Source organism: Flavobacterium sp. xlx-214, from assembly GCF_013874595.1.
In the GTDB taxonomy this organism is placed as follows: Bacteria; Bacteroidota; Bacteroidia; order Flavobacteriales; family Flavobacteriaceae; genus Flavobacterium.
In genome coordinates this window covers 1,338,815-1,360,575 of the sequence record NZ_CP059431.1, presented here as the reverse complement: position 1 = coordinate 1,360,575, position 21,761 = coordinate 1,338,815, and the positions used below count along the sequence as shown (strand labels likewise).

General features: G+C 33.5%; 19 protein-coding genes. 8 read left to right on the top strand and 11 right to left on the bottom strand.

Annotated features, from left to right (window positions below; translation table 11 throughout):
• Position 1 precedes the first annotated feature (1 nt).
• The 5 genes from thrA (at position 2) to H1R17_RS06430 (ending at position 9,480) form a co-directional block, all read left to right on the top strand.
• Positions 2-2,404, top strand: a complete 2,403-nt coding sequence (thrA, locus tag H1R17_RS06450; protein WP_163432169.1) for a bifunctional aspartate kinase/homoserine dehydrogenase I — start codon at positions 2-4, stop codon at positions 2,402-2,404.
• Positions 2,405-2,407: 3 nt separating this feature from the next.
• Complete coding sequence (locus H1R17_RS06445) at positions 2,408-3,565, top strand: PLP-dependent aspartate aminotransferase family protein (protein ID WP_163432168.1); 1,158 nt, start codon at positions 2,408-2,410, stop codon at positions 3,563-3,565.
• The gene (gene metH / locus H1R17_RS06440) at positions 3,565-7,272 is read left to right on the top strand and encodes a methionine synthase (RefSeq protein WP_163432167.1); all 3,708 of its coding nucleotides are present in this window, start codon (positions 3,565-3,567) and stop codon (positions 7,270-7,272) included. Before H1R17_RS06445 ends, metH begins: the two co-directional genes overlap by 1 nt.
• 142 nt (positions 7,273-7,414) lie before the next feature.
• Positions 7,415-8,371, top strand: coding sequence for a methylenetetrahydrofolate reductase [NAD(P)H] (gene metF / locus H1R17_RS06435; protein ID WP_163432166.1), 957 nt, complete (start codon positions 7,415-7,417; stop codon positions 8,369-8,371).
• A 56-nt stretch (positions 8,372-8,427) separates the two neighbouring features.
• Positions 8,428-9,480 carry a PA0069 family radical SAM protein gene (locus H1R17_RS06430; RefSeq protein WP_163432165.1) on the top strand — a complete coding sequence of 351 codons (1,053 nt, stop codon included), beginning with the start codon at positions 8,428-8,430 and terminating at the stop codon, positions 9,478-9,480.
• Positions 9,481-9,777: 297 nt separating this feature from the next.
• Here the strand turns inward: H1R17_RS06430 and H1R17_RS06425 are convergent, their stop codons facing one another.
• Positions 9,778-10,491, bottom strand: coding sequence for a carboxypeptidase-like regulatory domain-containing protein (locus tag H1R17_RS06425; RefSeq protein ID WP_163432164.1), 714 nt, complete (start codon positions 10,489-10,491; stop codon positions 9,778-9,780).
• 174 nt (positions 10,492-10,665) lie between these two features.
• On the opposite strand from H1R17_RS06425, the gene H1R17_RS06420 reads away from it, so the two are divergent.
• Positions 10,666-11,844, top strand: a complete 1,179-nt coding sequence (locus tag H1R17_RS06420; protein WP_163432163.1) for an acyl-CoA dehydrogenase family protein — start codon at positions 10,666-10,668, stop codon at positions 11,842-11,844.
• 46 nt (positions 11,845-11,890) lie between these two features.
• On the opposite strand, the gene H1R17_RS06415 is transcribed toward H1R17_RS06420, so the two are convergent.
• The 7 genes from H1R17_RS06415 to H1R17_RS06385 form a co-directional block, all read right to left on the bottom strand.
• Positions 11,891-12,217 carry a hypothetical protein gene (locus H1R17_RS06415; protein ID WP_163432162.1) on the bottom strand — a complete coding sequence of 109 codons (327 nt, stop codon included), beginning with the start codon at positions 12,215-12,217 and terminating at the stop codon, positions 11,891-11,893.
• A gap of 305 nt (positions 12,218-12,522) precedes the next feature.
• A complete protein-coding gene (locus tag H1R17_RS06410) occupies positions 12,523-12,858 on the bottom strand; it encodes a 2Fe-2S iron-sulfur cluster-binding protein (RefSeq protein WP_163432161.1) in 336 nt (111 codons plus the stop codon).
• Positions 12,859-12,961: 103 nt separating this feature from the next.
• Positions 12,962-13,666, bottom strand: a complete 705-nt coding sequence (locus H1R17_RS06405) for an ABC transporter ATP-binding protein (RefSeq protein ID WP_163432160.1) — start codon at positions 13,664-13,666, stop codon at positions 12,962-12,964.
• 1 nt (position 13,667) lies between these two features.
• Positions 13,668-15,128, bottom strand: coding sequence for a DUF5687 family protein (locus tag H1R17_RS06400; protein WP_163432159.1), 1,461 nt, complete (start codon positions 15,126-15,128; stop codon positions 13,668-13,670).
• Positions 15,129-15,222: 94 nt separating this feature from the next.
• Complete coding sequence (locus H1R17_RS06395; protein ID WP_163432158.1) at positions 15,223-16,281, bottom strand: NAD(P)/FAD-dependent oxidoreductase; 1,059 nt, start codon at positions 16,279-16,281, stop codon at positions 15,223-15,225.
• Positions 16,282-16,379: 98 nt separating this feature from the next.
• On the bottom strand, positions 16,380-16,622 hold the full coding sequence (locus tag H1R17_RS06390; protein WP_163432157.1) for a NifU family protein: 243 nt from the start codon (positions 16,620-16,622) through the stop codon (positions 16,380-16,382).
• 38 nt (positions 16,623-16,660) lie between these two features.
• Positions 16,661-17,788, bottom strand: coding sequence for an Mrp/NBP35 family ATP-binding protein (locus H1R17_RS06385; protein ID WP_163432156.1), 1,128 nt, complete (start codon positions 17,786-17,788; stop codon positions 16,661-16,663).
• Between the two features lie 217 nt (positions 17,789-18,005).
• Between H1R17_RS06385 and tpx the strand changes: the two genes are divergently transcribed.
• On the top strand, positions 18,006-18,506 hold the full coding sequence (tpx, locus tag H1R17_RS06380; RefSeq protein ID WP_163432155.1) for a thiol peroxidase: 501 nt from the start codon (positions 18,006-18,008) through the stop codon (positions 18,504-18,506).
• A gap of 119 nt (positions 18,507-18,625) precedes the next feature.
• Positions 18,626-20,053 (top strand): T9SS type A sorting domain-containing protein, encoded by a 1,428-nt coding sequence (locus tag H1R17_RS06375; RefSeq protein ID WP_163432154.1) that lies wholly within the window; start codon positions 18,626-18,628, stop codon positions 20,051-20,053.
• 39 nt (positions 20,054-20,092) lie between these two features.
• Here H1R17_RS06375 and H1R17_RS06370 read toward each other — a convergent pair whose 3' ends face one another.
• From H1R17_RS06370 to trmB, 3 genes are read right to left on the bottom strand one after another with little or no spacing between them, the layout of a single operon-like run.
• Positions 20,093-20,407, bottom strand: a complete 315-nt coding sequence (locus H1R17_RS06370; protein WP_163432153.1) for an MGMT family protein — start codon at positions 20,405-20,407, stop codon at positions 20,093-20,095.
• Positions 20,407-21,027 carry a LysE family transporter gene (locus H1R17_RS06365; protein WP_163432152.1) on the bottom strand — a complete coding sequence of 207 codons (621 nt, stop codon included), beginning with the start codon at positions 21,025-21,027 and terminating at the stop codon, positions 20,407-20,409. The genes H1R17_RS06370 and H1R17_RS06365 overlap by 1 nt, the downstream gene beginning before the upstream one ends.
• On the bottom strand, positions 21,027-21,701 hold the full coding sequence (gene trmB / locus H1R17_RS06360) for a tRNA (guanosine(46)-N7)-methyltransferase TrmB (RefSeq protein WP_163432151.1): 675 nt from the start codon (positions 21,699-21,701) through the stop codon (positions 21,027-21,029). Before trmB ends, H1R17_RS06365 begins: the two co-directional genes overlap by 1 nt.
• Positions 21,702-21,761 lie beyond the last annotated feature (60 nt).

Sequence of the window (21,761 nt, the reverse complement as noted above, 5' to 3'; positions counted from 1 at the left end):
AATGAAAATAGTAAAATTTGGAGGAAAATCATTAGCGTTTGATGGGGCATTTCATCAAGTGGTTGATATCATAAAAAATAAAGCAGCAAAAGAACAACTTACGGTTGTAGTTTCGGCAATTGGCAATACAACTGATGTTTTAGAAAACATTTTAGAAACAGCAAAAAACAGTGCAGAATATATACCTCTTTTTCAAAAATTCAAGCAAGAACCTCAACACCAAACAACCGATTTAAACGAAGAGTTTCAATTGCTTCAAAAGATATTAGAAGGTGTAAATTTATTGGGCGATTACAGTTTAAAAATTAAAGATAATGTATTGGCACAAGGTGAAATTATTTCAGCTAAAGTACTAACGCATCGCTTAAAAGAAGAAAACATCAACGCCAACTTTACAGACAGTCGTACTATAATTGTAACCGATGCTAATTTTGGCAATGCACAACCAATTGAAGCTTTATCAAAAGCAAAAACCCAGCAACATTTTAGTCAATTTAATAACAACGTAACGCATATAGTAACCGGTTTTATTGGCGCAACAAACAACAACGAAACTACCACTTTGGGCAGAAACGGCAGTAATTATTCTGCATCATTATTGGCTAGTTATTTAAATGCCGAAGAATTGCAAAATTACACCCACGTTGATGGTATTTTTACAGCAAATCCGGAATGGGTAAAAAATGCTAAAAAAATTGATGCGTTGCATTTTAATGAAGCTAACGAATTAGCCAACTTTGGTGCATCTATTTTACACGCAAAAACCATTATTCCGCTTTTAGAGCAAAACATTCCTTTGCGTATTTTAAATACTTTTAAACCAAATGATGCAGGTACTTTAATATCTGCAGTACCTACACAAGAAGGTATTAAATCATTATCCGTTTTATCAGAAGTAGCTTTAATCAACTTTGAAGGTCGTGGTTTATTAGGAAAAGTGGGGGTTGATGCACGAGTTTTTAATGCGTTATCAGAAAAAAACATCAGTGTAAGCGTTATTTCACAAGGCTCATCAGAGCGTGGTTTAGGATTTATTGTTGATAAAAACAAAGCAACACAGGCTGTAATTGCTTTAGAACAAGAGTTTGAAAACGATTTTTACACCAAAGATGTAAATAGAATTTCTGTTAATGATGACATTGCGGTTATTTCAATAATTGGTCAAGATTTAAGCTCGTTTCACAAACCGTACAATGCGCTTATTCAAAACAACATTGTTCCTATTTTGTTCAACAACACGGTTACAGGTAAAAACGTGAGTATTGTTGTTAAAAAAAGTGAAACCAAACGTGCTTTAAACGTAATTCACGGTCAAATTTTTGGTGTAAACAAAAAAGTAAACATTGCCATTGTTGGTTTTGGTACGGTTGGTAGTGTTTTGATTAATCAAATTGTAAACTCAAAAAAACAGATTGCCAAACGCAAAAACATCGATTTAAACATTTTTGCCATTGCCAATTCAACATCAGTTTATTTTAATGCAGATGGATTTGGTGAAGAATGGAAAGTTGTTGCTACACAACAAAACCCTAACGGCTTAACATCAATCATTAATTTTGCTAAAGACAATCACTTAGAAAACTTAATTTTAATTGATAATACAGCGGCAACATCGCTTCCTAACCGTTATATTGAGTTTATAGAAAATGGTTTTGATGTGGTTTCATCAAATAAAATTGCCAACACTTTATCGTTTGATTTTTACAAAAACATCCGTCAAACATTAGCGAAAAACCAAAAAGAATATTTATACGAAACCAATGTTGGTGCAGGTTTACCATTAATAGACACCATTAAATTATTACATTTATCAGGCGAAAACATTACCAAAATAAAAGGTGTTTTTTCAGGAACGTTAAGCTACTTGTTCAATCATTTTTCGGTGGAAGACCGTCCGTTTTCAGAAGTTTTAAAAGAAACCATTTCAAAAGGATTTACAGAGCCTGATCCTCGCGAAGATTTATCGGGGCAAGATGTAGGCAGAAAACTATTGATTTTAGCCCGCGAATTAGAATTAGAAAACGAATTTGATGAAATTAAAATTCAAAATTTAATTCCAGAAGCATTTCAATCGCTATCAGTTCCCGAATTTCTAAATCAATTAGAAGGCTTAGATGCTTATTATCAGGAAATCAAACAAAACTTAAAACCAAACGAAGTTTTACGTTACATAGGAGAATTATCGGGCGATTTACAACAAAACAAAGGCGTTTTAGAAACCAAATTAATTGCGGTTTCAGCCAATTCTTCTTTAGGTCAGTTATCAGGATCCGATTCTATTTTTGAAATATATACAGAATCTTACGGAAACAATCCTATTGTAATTCAAGGAGCCGGAGCCGGAGCTCAAGTTACCGCTCGTGGCGTTTTTGGCGATATTTTACGTTTAGCAGAAAAAAAATAAATCATGAGAAAAGAAACCTTAGCCATACGAAACCAAATAGATCGCACGCAGTATTCAGAGCACAGCGCTCCCCTATTCTTAACATCAAGCTTTGTTTTTGATGATGCCGAAGATATGCGTGCCTCATTTGCCGAAGAAAAAGAGAAAAACATTTATTCGCGTTTTAGCAACCCCAATGTTTCTGAATTTATTCAAAAGATAGCTTTGTTAGAAAATGCCGAAGACGGTGTTGCTTTTGCTACGGGTATGGCTGCCGTTTATAACACTTTGGTTACTTTTTTAGCGAGTGGCGATCATATTGTATCTGCAAGCAGCGTTTTTGGTTCTACACATACGTTGTTCACAAAATATTTACCTAAATGGAACATTGAAACCACCTACTTTAATATTTCTGAACCCGAAACCATTGAAGCGAAAATAAAACCCAGCACCAAAATATTATTTGTAGAAACACCTACAAACCCAGGCGTTGAAATCATTGATTTAGCATTTTTAGGTGCCTTAGCAAAAAAACATAATTTATTATTAATTGTAGACAATACATTTGCTACACCTTATATACAAAATCCTATTGATTATGGTGCTCATCTGGTAATTCACTCAGCAACAAAGTTAATTGATGGTCAAGGTCGAGTTTTAGGAGGTGTAACTGTTGGAAACAAAGATTTAATACGAGAAATTTATTTATTTTCTCGAAATACAGGTCCTTCTTTACCACCTTTTAATGCATGGATATTCTCTAAAAGCCTTGAAACCTTAGCGCTTCGTGTAGAAAAACACAGCGAAAACGCCTTAAAGGTAGCTCAGTTTTTAGAAAGTCACCCTGCAGTTTCAAATGTAAAATATCCATTTTTAAAATCACATCCACAATACGAAATTGCTAGAAAGCAAATGAAATTAGGCGGAAACATCATCGCTTTTGAGTTGAAAGGCGGAAAAGAAGCAGGACGAAAATTCATTGATAGCATTCAACTATTCTCAATTTCGGCAAATTTAGGAGATACAAGAACTATAGTAACGCATCCTGCAACATCAACACACAGCAAATTAAACGCCGAAGAATTAAAAGAAGCCAATTTAACCGAAGGATTAATTAGAATTTCCGTTGGATTGGAACATATAGAAGATATTATTTCAGAATTAAATCAAGCCTTTTTATAATGGAAACAGTTTGTAAAGCAACATCGCAAAACATCACCGAAATTATTAAACACAAAACTTTAGTGCTTGATGGCGCTATGGGAACAATGCTTCAGCAATATCAATTTTCTGAAGAAGATTTTCGTGGTGATTTGTTTAAAAATTTTCCGCATCCTTTAAAAGGAAATAACGATTTGCTTTCCATTACACAACCTGAGGCTGTTAAAGAGGTTCATAGAAAATACTTACAAGCTGGTGCAGATATTATTGAAACCAATACCTTTTCTAGCACAACTGTTGGTATGGCCGATTATCATTTGGAAGATTACGTTTATCAGTTAAACTACGAATCGGCAAAAATAGCGCGTGCTGTTTGTCACGAGTTTTTAACAATCACACCGAACAAACCTCGTTTTGTTGCAGGAGCCATTGGTCCAACAAATCGCACGGCTTCTATGTCGCCCGATGTTAACAACCCTGGTTACCGTGCCATTACTTTTGAAGATTTACGTATTGCTTATAAACAACAAGTTGAAGCGTTGCTTGATGGTGGTTGCGATATACTTTTGGTAGAAACCATTTTTGATACCTTAAATGCAAAAGCCGCTTTATTTGCCATACAAGAAATTAAAGAAGAGCGAGCAATTGACGTGCCTATTATGGTTTCGGGAACCATTACCGACGCTTCTGGAAGAACATTATCTGGGCAAACTGTTGATGCTTTCTTAATTTCAATTTCACATATTCCGTTGTTAAGTATTGGTTTTAACTGCGCTTTGGGTGCAGAACAATTAAAACCTTATTTAAAACAATTGGCTTTGCATACATCGGTAAGTATTTCGGCGCATCCAAATGCGGGCTTACCAAATGCGTTTGGTGAATACGATCAATCGCCAGAAGAAATGCAACAATTAATTGCCGATTATTTAAAAGAAGATTTGGTGCAAATTATTGGGGGCTGTTGTGGTACCAATCCTAATCATATCCAATTAATTGCCGATATCGTTACCCAGCAAAACGCTTTGCGCACTAACGATAATAGTACAACCAAAACTCCTGAACCGCTGTTAACACTGTCTGGTTTAGAGCCGTTGTTTGTTACCAAAGAATCTAATTTCATCAATATTGGCGAACGAACAAATGTTACAGGTTCGCGAAAATTTCTTCGCTTAATTAAAGAAGAAAAGTTTGACGAAGCCTTAGATATAGCTCGACTTCAAGTTGAAAACGGCGCACAAATCATCGATATTAATATGGATGAAGGAATGTTAGATGGAAAAGAAGCTATGGTTAATTTCTTAAACCTTATTGCTTCAGAACCTGACATTGCGCGTGTGCCTATTATGATTGATAGTTCAAAGTGGGAAATTATTGAAGCAGGCTTGCAAACCATTCAAGGAAAAGGAATTGTAAATTCGATAAGTTTAAAAGAAGGAGAAGCGTTGTTTTTAGAGCACGCAAAAAAAATAAAACGTTACGGAGCTGCGGTTGTGGTGATGGCTTTTGACGAAGAAGGACAGGCAGATACTTTACAACGAAGAATTGATATTTGTAAACGATCGTATGATATTTTAGTGAACAAAATTCAATTTGCCCCGCAAGATATTATTTTCGATCCAAACATTTTCCCTGTAGCTACAGGTATGGATGAACACAACAACAATGCACTTGACTTTTTTTTGGCAACAAAATGGATTAGAGAAAATCTTCCATACGCCAACGTTTCAGGTGGTGTAAGCAATGTATCGTTTTCGTTTAGAGGTAATGATAAAGTTCGTGAGGCTATGCACTCAGCATTTCTATACCACGCCATTCAACACGGCATGAATATGGGAATTGTAAATCCTGAACTATTAGAAATTTACGATGAAATTGATGCTGATTTATTAATATATGTAGAAGATGTTCTTTTAAACAGACGTGATGATGCAACAGAACGTTTATTAGATTTTGCCGAACATTTAAAAGGGGAAACCAAAACTACAGAAAAAAAAGTATTAGAGTGGCGTTCAGCATCGCTTCAAGATCGATTAACACACTCGTTGGTTAAAGGAGTAGAAGAATTTATTACAGAAGATGTTGAAGAAGCACGTTTATCAGTAAACCGACCAATTGAAGTCATTGAACAACACTTAATGAACGGAATGAATGTGGTGGGTGATTTATTTGGATCAGGTAAAATGTTTTTACCCCAAGTAGTTAAATCGGCTCGAGTGATGAAAAAAGCAGTAGCTTATTTACTTCCTTTTATTGAGGAAGAGAAAGCGAAAAGTGGCACTACACAAAGCAATTCAGCAGGAAAAGTGTTAATGGCAACCGTTCGCGGAGATGTACACGATATTGGCAAAAACATTGTAGCAGTAGTATTGGCTTGCAACAATTTTGAAATTATAGATTTAGGTGTAATGGTGCCTCCTGAAAAAATCATCGAAACAGCTATTAAAGAGCAGGTAGATGTTATTGGGTTAAGTGGTTTAATAACGCCCTCGCTTGATGAAATGGTACATTTAGCCAAAGAGTTAGAAAAAGTGGGTAGTAAAATTCCTATTATGATTGGCGGCGCAACTACATCAAGAGCACATACAGCGGTAAAAATTGCCCCAGAATACAACAATGCAGTGGTACACGTAAACGATGCATCGCGTGCAGTTACCGTAATTAACAATTTATTACAACCCGATAAAAACAAAATCTATAAAGAAGAAATTCGTGCCGAATACGATAAATTACGATACGATTTTTTAACAAGAGCCCGTGATAAAAATTATTTATCGATAGCAGATGCTCGTAAAAACAAGTTTAAGATAAATTGGGTAGAAGAAAATATTGCAAAGCCCAATTTTATTGGTAAAAAACAAATTAGTGTGGAACTTGCAACATTAGTTCCTTATATAGATTGGACACCCTTTTTTCGTTCTTGGCAATTGTTTGGTAAATATCCCGAGATTTTAAAAGATGAAATTGTAGGCGAACAAGCAACCATTTTATTTGAAGAAGCTCAACAAATGCTACAAAAAATCATTTCAGAAAAATGGTTTACAGCAAAAGGTATTTTAGGTATTTTTCCTGCGAATCAAGTAAATGATGACGACATTGAATTGATAGATTCAGAAAAAAAACATCATTTATTAACCTTGCGTCAACAATCACAAAAAACCGCAACAGTACCAAACATTGCTTTAGCCGATTTTGTTGCTCCTAAAGAAAGCGGATTACAAGATTATGTAGGCTTATTTTGTGTATCGACAGGTTTTGGTGTTGAAGAAAAAGCAAAAGAATACGAAGACACACAAGATGATTACAATGCTATTTTAGTAAAAGCCTTAGGCGATCGTTTTGCCGAAGCATTTGCAGAATATTTACACGAATGTGTTCGTAAAGAAATTTGGGGATATGCTGCAGAAGAAAACCTTGCCAACGAAGCCTTAATTAAAGAAGCTTATGAAGGTATTCGTCCGGCACCAGGTTATCCGGCTTGTCCTGATCATTTAGAAAAAAACACCATTTGGAATGTTTTGGATGTAGCAAACGAAATTGGAGTTACGCTTACCGAAAGTTTGGCTATGTGGCCCGCTTCATCGGTTTCGGGGTATTATTTTGGCAACAAAAACAGCAAGTATTTTGGTGTAGGAAAAATCAAAAACGACCAGGTGGAAGATTACGCCAAACGAAGAAATATAAGTATTGAAGAAGCTACCAAATGGTTGGGACCAAACATTAATGAATAACATCAACTAAACTGCGTTAGGGATTACTTTCAGTCAGTTCGGCTGAAGCCTCGGGTGCAATGAAAAGCCTTTTGTGAAATGTAATGAAACAAAAGCTTGTAATGTAAAGCCCGACCCGAAGGGAAACGCCCAAAAAATATATATGAAAGTTACAGAACATATTGAAAAAGCGAACGGAAAAACGTTGTTTTCGTTTGAAATTTTACCGCCTTTGAAAGGTCAAAACATTCAAAGTATTTTTGATGCTATTGATCCATTAATAGAATTTCAACCTCCTTTTATTGATGTTACCTATCATCGCGAAGAATACACGTACAAAGAAGTTGCCAACGGTTTGTTAGAGAAAAAAGTGGTAAAAAAACGACCTGGAACAGTGGGAATTTGCGCTGCTATTCAAAACAAATATAAGGTAGATGCTATTCCGCATATTTTGTGTGGTGGTTTTACGAAGGAAGATACCGAAAACTTCTTAATTGATTTAGATTTTTTAGGAATTGAAAACGTTGTGGCTTTACGTGGCGATGCGGTTAAAAGTGAAATTTATTTTAAAGCCGAGAAGAACGGTCATAGATACGCATCTGATTTAGTAACGCAAATTACCGAATTAAACAAGGGCGTTTATTTAGATGATGAATTGCTAAACACATCGCAAACAAATTTTTGCATTGGTGTGGCGGGTTATCCTGAAAAGCATATGGAAGCGCCTAATTTTGATACCGATTTAAACTTTTTAAAGCAAAAAATTGACAATGGTGCCGATTATATTGTCACCCAAATGTTTTTTGATAATGCTAAGTTTTTTGAATTTGTTGAAAAATGCAGAAAAGCAGATATCAATGTACCTATTATTCCAGGTATAAAACCTTTAACAACTAAAAGTCAGTTAAATATGATTCCGCATCGTTTTAAAGTCGATTTACCTGATCAGTTGGTTTTAGATGCCATAAAAGCTAGTGATAACAACGCTGTTAAACAAATTGGTATTGAATGGTGTATTCAACAAAGTAAAGAATTAAAAGCGGCTGGCGTACCTATTATTCATTATTACAGCATGGGAAAAGCCGATACCATAAAAACAATCGCTCAAGCAGTTTTTTAAAAACGTCGTTTTTTGACTTGCTTGTCTTGTACTTTTATGATTCTAAAAAAAGAGGTATGCAGAAGAATATCATAAAAGGGCAAGGCGCTACAGAAAACATACACAATCGTTTTTTCAAACAACGATATGAAACCTCTATTTATCAAGACGATTACGAAGAAGAAATTGCTAAAACGCAAATTTTAGAAGTTTTTCCAAAAACAATTGTCAATAAAATAAAGGGCAACAGTTTGCCTTTTATGTATTCTATCAATCCGTATCAAGGGTGCGAGCATGGGTGTGCGTATTGCTATGCACGCCCTACACATCAATATTGGGGTTATAGTGCTGGCGTAGATTTTGAACGAATTATTTTAGTAAAGAAAAACGCACCCGAACTTTTAGAACAATTCTTTTTAAAGCGAGGATACAAAGCATCTACACTTCAATTATCAGGAAACACCGATTGCTACCAACCTTTAGAACGAAAATTAGAAATTACACGTAAGATATTACAATTGTGTTTAGATTATCGTCATCCTGTAAGCATCATTACAAAAAATGCTTTAGTACTTCGTGATTTAGATATCTTAAAACCATTAGCAGAAAAGAATCTAGTAAACGTTTCTTTAAGCATACCTACCATAAACGAGCATTTACGCAGAGTCTTAGAACCTCGCACCTCATCAGTAAAAACAAAATTACAAGCACTAAAAACATTAGCCGAAAACGACATTCCCACGCATGTAATGGTTGCCCCTATTATTCCTGGTTTAAATAGTTCTGAAATTTTGTCTATCCTAAAAACCATATCAGAACACGGTGCAATCACTTTTGGGTACACATTAGTAGGTTTGAACGACGAAGTAGAACCTGTTTTTAAAGATTGGTTAGAAACCCATTTTCCTGATAGAAAGGATAAAGTTTTAAACCAAATAGCTTCGTTACACAACGGCAATCTTGCAGAGCGTAACATTGCCAAACGAAACACAGGCAATGGTAATTTTGCTGATATGATTCATAAAACCTTTGAAATTGGTAGAAAAAAATATTTTAATCAAGCGAAATTCCCAAAATTATCAAGCGATTTATTTGACGGAACCAAAGGCGAGCAGTTGCGGTTGTTTTAAAAGAACTTACTGATAATCCATCCAAAAAAAGTAAATAACAGTAAAACTATAAATATATTTCTGCTCCAATTTTCTTGTGATTGTTCTTTAACTAAATCTGTTTTAGTAAATCGTACAAACAGCCACCAAATAAAACCACCAAAGTCGGATAAATCAGCAAAACGCATATAATAAAATTAAGATAGATCGAAATTTTTAACATAAAAGGCATTGTCGGTTCGAGCTTGTCGAGAACTTCTCGATACACTTCACTCCGTTGCGCTACTCGAAGCGACGGCTGTTAATATAAATAGAGATTTATCGTACGTTTAACGATATTCTACTTTGGTTTTCTTTGTTTCCAAAACGCGCATTGTAAACATCGGTATGCTTGTAAATATCCACGCTTTCAACATCATTTTGATTTAACATTCGAAATGTTTCTTCGCTAACTTGAACACCATCTACAACATACGTATAATTACCGTTTCGGGATAAACTCTCTACATCTTTTAAAATAGTTTCGGGATTTCTGTAAACTTCTGATGGTCTAGGTTCTACACTAAAAGCTAATGGATATCCAACATCTACAATATGACTTTCATTAAGTTCAATTCTTTCAACACTGGCTGTATCAATAGTACAGCCTATTGATGAATGACAATTGAAAGAAATTATAACATCATGCAAGTCAACATCATCTTCTTTCATCTTAACATTCAAAATATTACTCTTGCGAACAATTGCTGTACTTGTTTTAAATCCTCTATAAACAAACTGAATTTTATCACCTTTTTTTACATTAAACGTATACTTTCCTTCAGCATTAGTTTCTGTTTCTATATTAGTTCCTCTTAACCTTACAATAGCTCCAGCAATCGGGTCTCCATCCTCAGTTTTAACAATACCTGTTATTTCTAATTTTTGAGTAGCAATTGTAGATGTCGTTTTTTGTGCCCACGACAAACTCGAAAAAAACATTAAAGTAAATACAATAATTACACTCCTACAAACACCAAATATTTTTCCCATCTTTTTTAATTTATTTGTATTACCAACTTCGTAACCAAAAACATTATAACAAGTTACTACTTTATCTTCAAATAAAATCAGTAAAACGCATACAATTTAAAGTTAAGTTATTTTATAAAAGTTGCAATTTAAGTAAATATCGTTATTTTTGTTTCTCAACTATTTAATCAAATTATGAAACCAGATTTATTTCAGGCACCTGACTATTATTTATTAGACGATTTACTTACAGAAGAACATAAATTAGTACGCGACTCAGCAAGAGCTTGGGTTAAGAAAGAAGTTTCTCCTATTATTGAAGAATATGCTCAAAGAGCAGAATTTCCACATCAAATTGTAAAAGGTTTGGGCGAAATTGGCGGATTTGGACCTTATATTCCTGTTGAATATGGCGGTGCAGGTTTAGATCAAATTTCGTACGGATTAATTATGCAAGAAATTGAACGTGGTGATTCTGGCGTTCGTTCTACTTCATCTGTACAATCATCTTTGGTTATGTACCCAATTTGGAAATATGGAAACGAAGAACAACGTATGAAATATCTTCCAAAATTAGCTACGGGTGAAATGATTGGATGTTTTGGTTTAACAGAACCTGATTATGGATCAAACCCTGGTGGAATGGTAACGAACTTTAAAGACATGGGCGACCATTATTTATTGAACGGAGCTAAAATGTGGATTTCTAATGCACCTTTTGCAGATATTGCAGTTGTTTGGGCAAAGAATGAAGAAGGACGTATTCATGGATTAGTTGTTGAACGTGGCATGGAAGGATTTACAACTCCGGAAACACACAATAAATGGTCGTTAAGAGCATCTGCAACGGGAGAATTGATTTTTGACAACGTAAAAGTTCCTAAAGAAAATTTATTACCCAACAAATCGGGCTTAGGCGCACCACTTGGATGTTTAGATTCGGCTCGTTATGGAATTGCATGGGGAGCTATTGGTGCTGCTATGGATTGTTATGACACTGCATTACGTTATTCTAAAGAGCGCATTCAGTTTGATAGACCTATTGGAGGTTTTCAATTACAACAAAAGAAATTAGCTGAGATGATTACCGAAATTACCAAAGCACAATTATTAACTTGGCGTTTAGGTGTTTTACGTAACGAAGGTAAAGCAACATCGGCACAAATTTCTATGGCAAAACGTAACAATGTTGATATGGCTTTAACCATTGCTCGTGATGCACGCCAAATGTTAGGTGGTATGGGTATTACAGGCGAATATTCTATTATGCGCCACATGATGAACTTAGAATCGGTTGTAACATATGAAGGTACGCATGATGTTCACTTACTAATTACAGGTATGGATGTTACTGGCTTGAATGCTTTTAAATAAAATTTTAATGATAAAAAAAATCCCGAAGATGTCTTCGGGATTTTTTTTATCGTAAATTATTTTCTTTATCGTGGTTTAAATAACTGTTCATGTATTTTTTATACCAAATCCACAAACCAATTACACTTAAAAAGACAACTAGTAAAGTTTGATCAATTTTTTTCCATCTGTCATACAAATTACTGCTCCAAATAATAAAAAGGACACTTAACGAAACAATTACATGCAGCACCTGAATAACCATGTAAATTTTATATTCTTCGTTCCAATAAAATGCTTTTTCATGTAAAACAATAATTAAAACAAGGTAAACTATTAACAATAAAGTTAATACAATTAAAGGCCATTTTATAAATTGTAGCAGCGCTTTCATATTCATCAGTTAGAATCGCACAAAATTAATCTTTTTTTTGTTTTGATGTACTTTTTCTAAAAAATTTAGATTTTTTAAGTCAAAATCTCAATAAGCACTTTAGATACATTCTTCAAAAAAACAGATTGAAAAAAACAACAACCTCATTATTAAAAAGAGAAAAACGAAACAAATGTTTCGTTTTTCAACTAAAATAAAATAAATCCACAAAATAAGGTGATTTCAATTTCAAGGAAATTTTTTCACCATATTTCTATAAAGGTATGTAATTTTTTAAAACAAAATACATTTAATTCTTAAAAAAATTAACTTTCTGGTGCTAATTCAATTTTTAAACCTTCAATCTCAGGTGTAATTGCAATTTGGCATCCTAAACGGCTATTATCTTTTACATTAAAGGCTTCCCAAAGCATCGCCTCTTCATCAGGATTTTTTTCAGGTAATGTTACTTCATCTTCATTTAACACATAACATTGGCAAGATGCGCACATAGCCATACCACCGCAAATACCTATAGTACCCTCTTCTGCTAATTCATAAGCGCGTACTAATTCCATAATATTCATGTTCATATCAGTAGGCGCATCAACAGTATGTTCCATACAGTTTCTATCTATAATTGTAATTTTTATATCGCTCATTTATATTTTTTTTGCAAAGATACTGATTATAAAAACTGAGTACTAAATATTGGTATTTAATATATTCATAAAACAAAAAAGTCAGCTCAATGAGCTGATTTTTTTACGCTTCAACCACATCAAAAAAGGCGGTTAATTCTTCAAACGAATATTCTTTTGTATCGATATCTTTAATAATTTGTCCGCGTTCAAAACATACAATTCTGTCCGAAATTTCAAAAGTATGATTCAAATCGTGACTAGAAACCAATAAAGTTGTTTGCTTTGTATCGGCGATATTTCTTAAAATCTTTTTTAAACGAATTTGAGTTGTTGGATCTAAATTAGCAAAAGGCTCATCTAACACAATTACTTTAGGATTTCCTAACAAAGCCCCTATAATGCCCACCTTTTTTTGATTTCCTTTAGATAAATCGCGAATGTATTTGTTTTTCCCTAAGATTTCGTTGTTAAAAAACTCAGCATAACCATGTAAAAAAGCATCTACTTGTTCTTTGGTTTGGTTACGTAATTCGCCAAGAAAATAAAAATATTCTTCGCAGGTTAAATAGCCTATCAAAAAAGTTTCATCCAAAAAAGCAGTTGTAAAGCTCTTCCAATCTTCGCTTTTATTGACAATAACTCCATTATTTTCAATGTTACCTTGCGTAGGATCAATTAAATCTAACAGCAAACTAAAAAAAGTAGTTTTACCTGCACCGTTGTTCCCTACCAATCCAAAACTTTGACCTAATGGAATTGTAAATCCAGGTAAATCTAAAACAGTATTACCGTCGTATATTTTTTTAAGATTATTTACTTGTATCATATTATTTATAAGCTTTTATGGTTTTATATTTTTGCGATTTATATAAATTTTCTATTAAATTAAACATAAATGGTTTTACTAACACACCTATTAATCCTATAACTACAAAGGCAATCATTGCCATGTTAAACTCAAAAATAAAGGTTAATAAGAAATACAAAGCTACAGGAATTGCTATTGTTGGAATACTTAATAAAAGTGTTTGAATATTGAACGCTTTAGAATCGGCAAACGCATTTTTATTACTTGTTAAATCGATTTTTGATTGAATAAAAGCCCCAGTAATTAAAGACATATAACAGTTCCATCCAATATTATAACAACCAACTGCTACAATAACCAAATAGGTATTTAAACCAAAGAACAAATAAAAACTTGCCAAAAGAATAGATACTATTGTTGCCAAAACCATAATTAACCATTTTGACTCTAAGTAAGTACGGTAAGGAATGTTTTGCGTCATCATTAAAGGATAATAACTACTGTCCCAACTTGGCACGTATTGTCCAAACATTAACATAAACCCGCCCGTTATCATAATAGCTGATAAAATGATAAAGAAATTGTTGCCTTTGTACGTATCCATTGTAAAAAATAACAAGCCATACAATAAAAACAAAGCACTCATGAATAAAACAGTACGCGTACGTTTATTGCGAGTTAACAATTTAATATCTAACTTTAAAAAGGGAGCCAACTTTCCAAAACGATTTAAGAAGTTTAATTCGTAATAGGTATAGGTTTCTTTCTTAACTACAATAGCGCTATCCAACGATAAATTAGCCTTATAAAAACGATAACAAAACACCACCAACATTATTAAGTAGGCAGCTATTACAACTACTAAAAACGGGTAGTTATAAAAACCTTCAAAAAAGTATTTTGTGTATGAGGTAACATCAATATATTTATAAAAATCTAAGGCTAACACCCCCCCAAACATTATTAAAAAAGGTAATGCAAATTTTGATACATGATTTAACAATTGCACCAAAAAACAATTAGCTAACAAAAACAAGGTAAATGATAACGCAAAAAGCAAGCTGTTAATAACAGGAAAATCCATACTTATCATACCAGCAGCTAGCACAATACCCATTAAAATGTTGACAAAGTTAAAAAACGACAGTGCCGATTTTGTTAAGCAATATTTTACAATAGTACTTTTACGAATGTTCTGAATTAACAATGGTTTTACTAAGGTTGTAGGCATTTTTTGAAAAAAGTAACGTATTACTAAATCGCCCATCCATAGATAAATGGCGTATTTAAAGTAACCTTGCAACGGATCTAAACCTTGCTCTTCGGCAAACTTAAACAAGCCAAAGCTCATAGCAACCATAAATACTAAGTAACACAAACCAAAGTAGCCTTTTCCTAATGTCATTAAAACACGCTGAGCAACTGCACCTTTACGTGTAGTACCCTTCCATTCTAATTGAGCCAATTGTTTAAACATCATATTGTTTTTATTTAGTAAGTAATGATTTTTAACAATATGTTACAAAAAAGCTCGATTTTTTTAAATCGAGCTTTAATTTATCAAAAAACAGATGTTATTCTATTGCCTTCACAACTGCTTTTTCGGCTTCTTTGCGTGTTCCATCAAATCCATCAATGCCCGAAACCGTTGTGTATTTTAACACATACTTTTTACCTGGATTGATACGATTGTAAACCGATTGACACATTAAAGTAGCTTCGTGAAATCCGCATAAAATCAACTTTAATTTACCAGGATAGGTATTGATATCGCCAATGGCATACACCCCTTCTATATTGGTTTGATAATCTAATGCGTTGTTTACTTTAATAGCATTTTTTTCGATTTCTAAGCCCCAATTACCAATAGGACCTAATTTTGGTGTTAAACCAAATAACGGAATAAAATAATCGGTTGCGATTTTTCTAGTCGAAGCTCCGCCATCAAACTCTAATGTAACAGCTTCTACATGTTCACTTCCGTGAATTTCTGTAACTTCGGCAGGTGTAATTAAATTAATTTTCCCTTGCTTTTTAAGCTCTTGTACTTTTTCAACAGAGTCTAATGCACCTCTAAATTCATTGCGTCTGTGAACCAAAGTAACCGATTTTGCAACATCTGCTAAAAAGATACTCCAGTCTAAAGCAGAATCACCACCACCGCTAATCACCACGTTTTTATCTCTAAACTGTTCCGGATTTTTTACAAAATACTCAACCCCTTTATCCTCATAAAAAGCCAAACCTTCTATAATTGGTTTTCGTGGCTCAAAACTTCCTAATCCACCCGCAATAGCAACTGCTTTAGCGTGATGTTTAGTACCTTTATTTGTGGTTACAATAAAGGTATCGTCTTCTAATTTTTCAATTGTTTCAGCAACCTCATTTAAGGTAAACCCTGGTTCAAATTGCTTAATTTGTTCCATTAAATTATCAATTAGTTCAGCCGCACCAACCGAAGGGTAACCAGGAATATCAAAAATAGGTTTTTTTGGATATAGTTCGGTTAACTGTCCACCGGGTTGTGGCAAACCATCAATAATATGGCAACGTAATTTTAATAATCCCGCTTCAAACACAGCAAACAATCCTGTAGGCCCAGCGCCAATTATTAATATATCTGTTTCAATCATAATAGTTAAAAATTTATATAAAGTTAAATACCCCCAAATACACAAACAGTGATAAATATCATGTACTTATCACCATTTTATGCATTTTGAAATCTTTATTAAGCGCTAATATTTTCTACCGTTTCTATTTCGGGAGCGTATTTTTTAATGGTGGTTTCTACACCAGCTCTCAAAGTCATTTGGTTAATTTTACAAGATGTACAAGCACCTTCTAAACGCACTTTTACATGCTTATTATCTTCGATAGAAATTAAAGTAATATCTCCTCCATCCGATTTTAAAAACGGACGAATTTCTTCTAGTGCTTTTTCAACGTTTTGTTTTATAGTTTCTGAATCCATATTTTAATACTTGATATCGAAACAATCGATGTTGGTTATTATTTTTTTACAGCAGAACAACCTGCCATTGTAGTAATTTTTACAGCTTCTGTTGGTGGTAATGATTCGTTACGTTTTACCACTTGTTCTACTGCATTACGCGCAATATTCACAAAAGCTTCGGCAACAAGAGAGCCTTCTTGTAGTGCAGCAGGACGACCATAATCACCAGCTTCACGAATACTTTGTACAATAGGCACTTCTCCTAAAAACGGGACTTCTAAATCTGAAGCTAAATTTTTAGCACCTTCTTGTCCAAAAATATAGTATTTGTTTTCAGGTAATTCTTCAGGTGTAAAATACGCCATGTTTTCAATAATACCTAAAACGGGTACATTAATGCTTTCTGCCATAAACATCGACACTCCTTTTTTAGCATCAGCCAAAGCAACTGCCTGTGGTGTACTAACTACAACTGCGCCTGTAATAGGCAATGATTGTAATAAAGAAAGATGAATATCGCCTGTACCTGGAGGTAAATCTAACAATAAGAAATCCAATTCGCCCCAATCGGCGTCAAAAATCATTTGATTTAAAGCTTTAGAAGCCATTGGTCCTCGCCAAATAACTGCCTGATCTGGAGATGTAAAGAAACCAATCGACAATAGCTCAACGCCATAACTTACAATAGGTTTCATTTTTGATTTACCATCAACATCAACCGAAATAGGTTTTGATTTTTCTACATCAAACATAATAGGCATTGATGGTCCGTAAATATCGGCATCTAACACACCAACTTTAAAGCCCATATTAGCTAAAGTTACGGCTAAATTTGCTGTAACTGTTGATTTACCAACGCCCCCTTTACCAGATGAAACCGCAATAATATTACTAATTCCAGGAATTGATTTTCCTTTAATTTCAGGTTTTTCAGGCGTTTCCACTCTAATATTTACTTTCACTTTTGCCTTTTCGTAAATTTTCTCATGAATAACTTTCATTATATCTACTTCGGCACGTTTCTTAATGTGTAAAGCGGGCGTATGTAAGGTAATATCAACCACTACCTCATCACCAAAAGTCATTACATTTTGTACAGCACCACTCTCAACCATATTTTTTCCTTCGCCAGCTACCGAAATAGTTTCTAGTACAGCTAAGATTTCTTTTCTATCTAATTTCATTGAATGTATCTTAAAAATTGTTGTTTAAAAAACTGTATCTAAACAACTTATATAGAATTATTTTAAATTACAAAGATACTACGAAAATATGATACTTTAAAGTTAATCATTTGGTAATTACATCAAATTTTACGTTGATTTGATTTTTTTAAAACAATGATTTTTACTGTTTATTCTGTAAAATTTCGTACTTTTATAAAAAGATAAAATTAAAATTATGGCACAAATAACTTTTAAAGGAAGTCCAATAAACACAGAAGGTAACTTACCAGAAGTAGGTTCTACAGCACCCAATTTTAAATTAACTGCAAGTGATTTAAGCGAAAAATCGTTAAGTGATTACGCTGGTAAAAATGTAGTTTTAAATATTTTTCCAAGTGTTGATACAGGAGTATGCGCACAATCTGTTCGTACATTTAACAAAGAAGTTTCCTCTGTAGATAACACCGTGGTTTTATGTATTTCTAAGGATTTACCATTTGCTTTGAACCGTTTTTGCGCTGCCGAAGGTTTAAACAATGTAGCAACTTTATCAGATTTTAAAAACAATGATTTTGATAAAGCGTATGGCGTTAAAATGACTGATGGTCCTTTAAATGGATTATTAAGTAGAGCGGTTGTGGTTATTAACCCAGAAGGAAAAGTGGTTTACAACGAACAAGTTCCTGAAATTACACAAGAGCCTGATTACAATCATGCTATTAATGCATTGAAGTGAAAATAATAATTTTTTAATAATTAATACCGCCAAAGCTCAACGCTTTGGCTTTTTTATTAAACATACATTAGCTTATATAAAAAATTAGTATATTTATAGCAAACTAAAAAACAATAATTATGCAGAAAAAATTACTATTCTTTTTTATTACATTATTAGGTTTTAATGCATATTGTCAGTATTGTGTGGAAGAAGTTTCTGTAGGAGGATCTGTTGTTTCAATTCTTACTAAAGACAACAAAAGAGTTTCGTTTGGTGAAAATAGTCATCGAGGACAAATAGGCGATGGCACTAAAAATAATTATTCCCTTTCAGCCCCACATATAGAAAGTAATGCAAACTGGAAAATGATACGTCAGGGACACTTTCATACTTTAGCCATTAAAAATGATGGAACTTTGTGGAGTTGGGGCAGTAATGACACTGGGAAATTAGGTAACGGTACCATGACAGATCATTATATACCTACACAAGTAGGAACAGATAATGATTGGGTAATGATTGCTTTAGGTAATTGGCACTCTATTGCATTAAAATCTAACGGAACATTGTGGGGATGGGGAAATACAAGAACTCATAGTTTAGGTTACTTTCATTGGAATCTACCACCAGACCAGACAACTCCTATACAATTAAATAACGATACCGATTGGAGTTATATAAATGCTGATGAGCATACAACATTCGCTATAAAAAATAACGGTGAACTATATGGCACAGGTGCTGTAAGTTTAGGCGCACCTAACCCCGGGGTTAGTAATGCTATTCGACTACCGTTAGGTGCCCAATTTGAATCTAACGGTTTTTATAAATTGAGTAATGATACTGATTGGAAAAAAATTATGATGAGTCCCGCCTTTTTCTATGTAATGCTCAAGAATGACAACACTTTATGGGGAGTATCATATAACGGTATTAATACTAGCGGATTAGGCACAGGAAGTAGCACTAACGGTATGGATTATTTCACTGATTATATACAACTTGGGACTGACACTTGGAAAGATGTAAGTATAACAGGATCTAATTTTTTAGGAATACAAGCCGACGGTTCACTATGGTATTCTGGTGCTGGTTTATTTGGAGGACCATATACTTACATGAATACAAACATTCGTACACAAATAGGCGCCGATAAAGATTGGAAAAGTGTTTCTGGATCGTTAAGCCTTTTTAAGGGGTACTGGCTTACAAAAAATGACAATTCATTATGGTATTTCGGTACAAATGCTAATTTGCATTCTCAAATTTCGCCGGCTACTATACCTAAACAGGTTTATTATTGTGGGAAAGCTTCTACACCCGAATACGAAAATGATATTATCATTAATTTATATCCAAATCCAACTACCGATAAACTTTTTTGGTCAGAAAAAGATATCATAATTAAAAAAGTAATAATTTATAACATTAATGGAAAAAAGATAGTAGAACAAAATGTTTCAGACAACAGTATAAATGTTTCGCATCTTGCAAATGGTACTTATATAGTAAAATTAAAATCTAATAATGAAATTAATTATCATTCAAAATTCATAAAAAAATAAGCTTATAAAAAAGCCGTTTCAAATTTGAAGCGGCTTTTTTTATGGTTCCCAAAAATGTTCCTTAAAATTTTGAACGGTATTGTCTTTCACTTTTATTCCTTCGCTTTCTAATAGTTGCTGCATTAAATTAGTTCCTTGAAAGTGATGTTTACCTGTTAACAATCCTTTACGGTTTACTACTCTGTGCGCAGGAACATCATCTTGCCTACCAGAAGCATTTAAAGCATAACCTACCATTCTTGCCGATTTTGGCGCACCAATTTTCTTTGCAATAGCACCATAAGTAGTAATTTTTCCATACGGAATTTGCTTAACTACATCATACACTCGGCTAAAAAAATCGGTATTTGTCATTAACGCACCAGTTTATATAAATTAACAATAGCAATTACTGCTGTTATGGTACCTATTATTTTATTAATATTTTTTAAGAAAAAATTGTCTTGAATATTAGCTTGCTTAAACAAATTAATATAAAACATGAAAGCCGAAAAAGTACCTAGTAAAACCCCTACTGTTAATAAAATATTGTTAACATAATTTATGGCGTACCAATCATTATTAATAGCCGTTATACTAATAAAAACATAGTAAAAAACAGGAAAAATATTAAGCAAAGCAAAGCATAAGCCTTGATAAAAACTTTTGCGTTTTGCTTGAACACTAAACTTAGATTTGAATTTTGATTTTGGCTTGGCAATAAAAAAATACAGCGTTAAAATAAAAAACGCCACAAAACCAATCTCTCGCAAAATATTGGTTACAACAATACTGTTTTCAATTACTTTGGCAAAAAAAACAGCCAAATACGTTTGCAATGCAATAATTACAAACGTACCTGCCATAAAACTGTATGCATGTTTCATTCCTTCTTCTTTAGAAATCCTCACCACCGTAGCATTTAAAATACCCGGAAGTAAAGTTCCTAGAATTGAAGCAAAAAAGCCCGTAAAAAAAGGAATTACATGATGCATTATTTCAAGCGAAATTTAATATAAGTAATAGGTTTGTTTTGTTCTAAATATTGCGATTCGTAAAAAGTTTGAATTGCTGTAACCACTTCAGGCGCTCCTTCATTTCTATAAACATGATGATTAGCGTACAACACTTCATGCCCCGCACCATGCAGCAACCCTAAAGTATAACCGTGCATAAATTCACTATCGGTCTTAAGATTGATGACTCCTTCTGGCTTTAAAATATTTTTGTATCGAGCCAAAAACTCTTCGTTTGTTAAACGATGTTTGGTACGCTTGTATTTAATTTGAGGATCTGGGAACGTAATCCAAATTTCAGTTACTTCATTAGCTGCAAAACAGCTTTCAATCAATTCAATTTGAGTACGTAAAAACGCCACATTAGGTAAATTTTCTTCAACCGCTGTTTTTGCACCACGCCAAAAACGAGAACCTTTAATATCAATACCTATAAAATTGGTATTTGGAAAACGACGCGCTAATTCTACAGAATATTCACCTTTTCCGCATCCTAATTCTAAAACAATTGGATTGTTATTTTTAAAAACTTCTTTATTCCAGTTTCCTTTTAAAGCAAAGGTATTTCCTACAACTTCTTCTCTACTTGGTTGATATACATTTGAAAACGTTTCGTTTTCTCTAAACCTTTTCAGTTTATTTTTACTTCCCACTTTACTAAAATTTGGGCAAAAATACAATTAAATTAGGTTTGTAGAAAATAAACAAAAAAA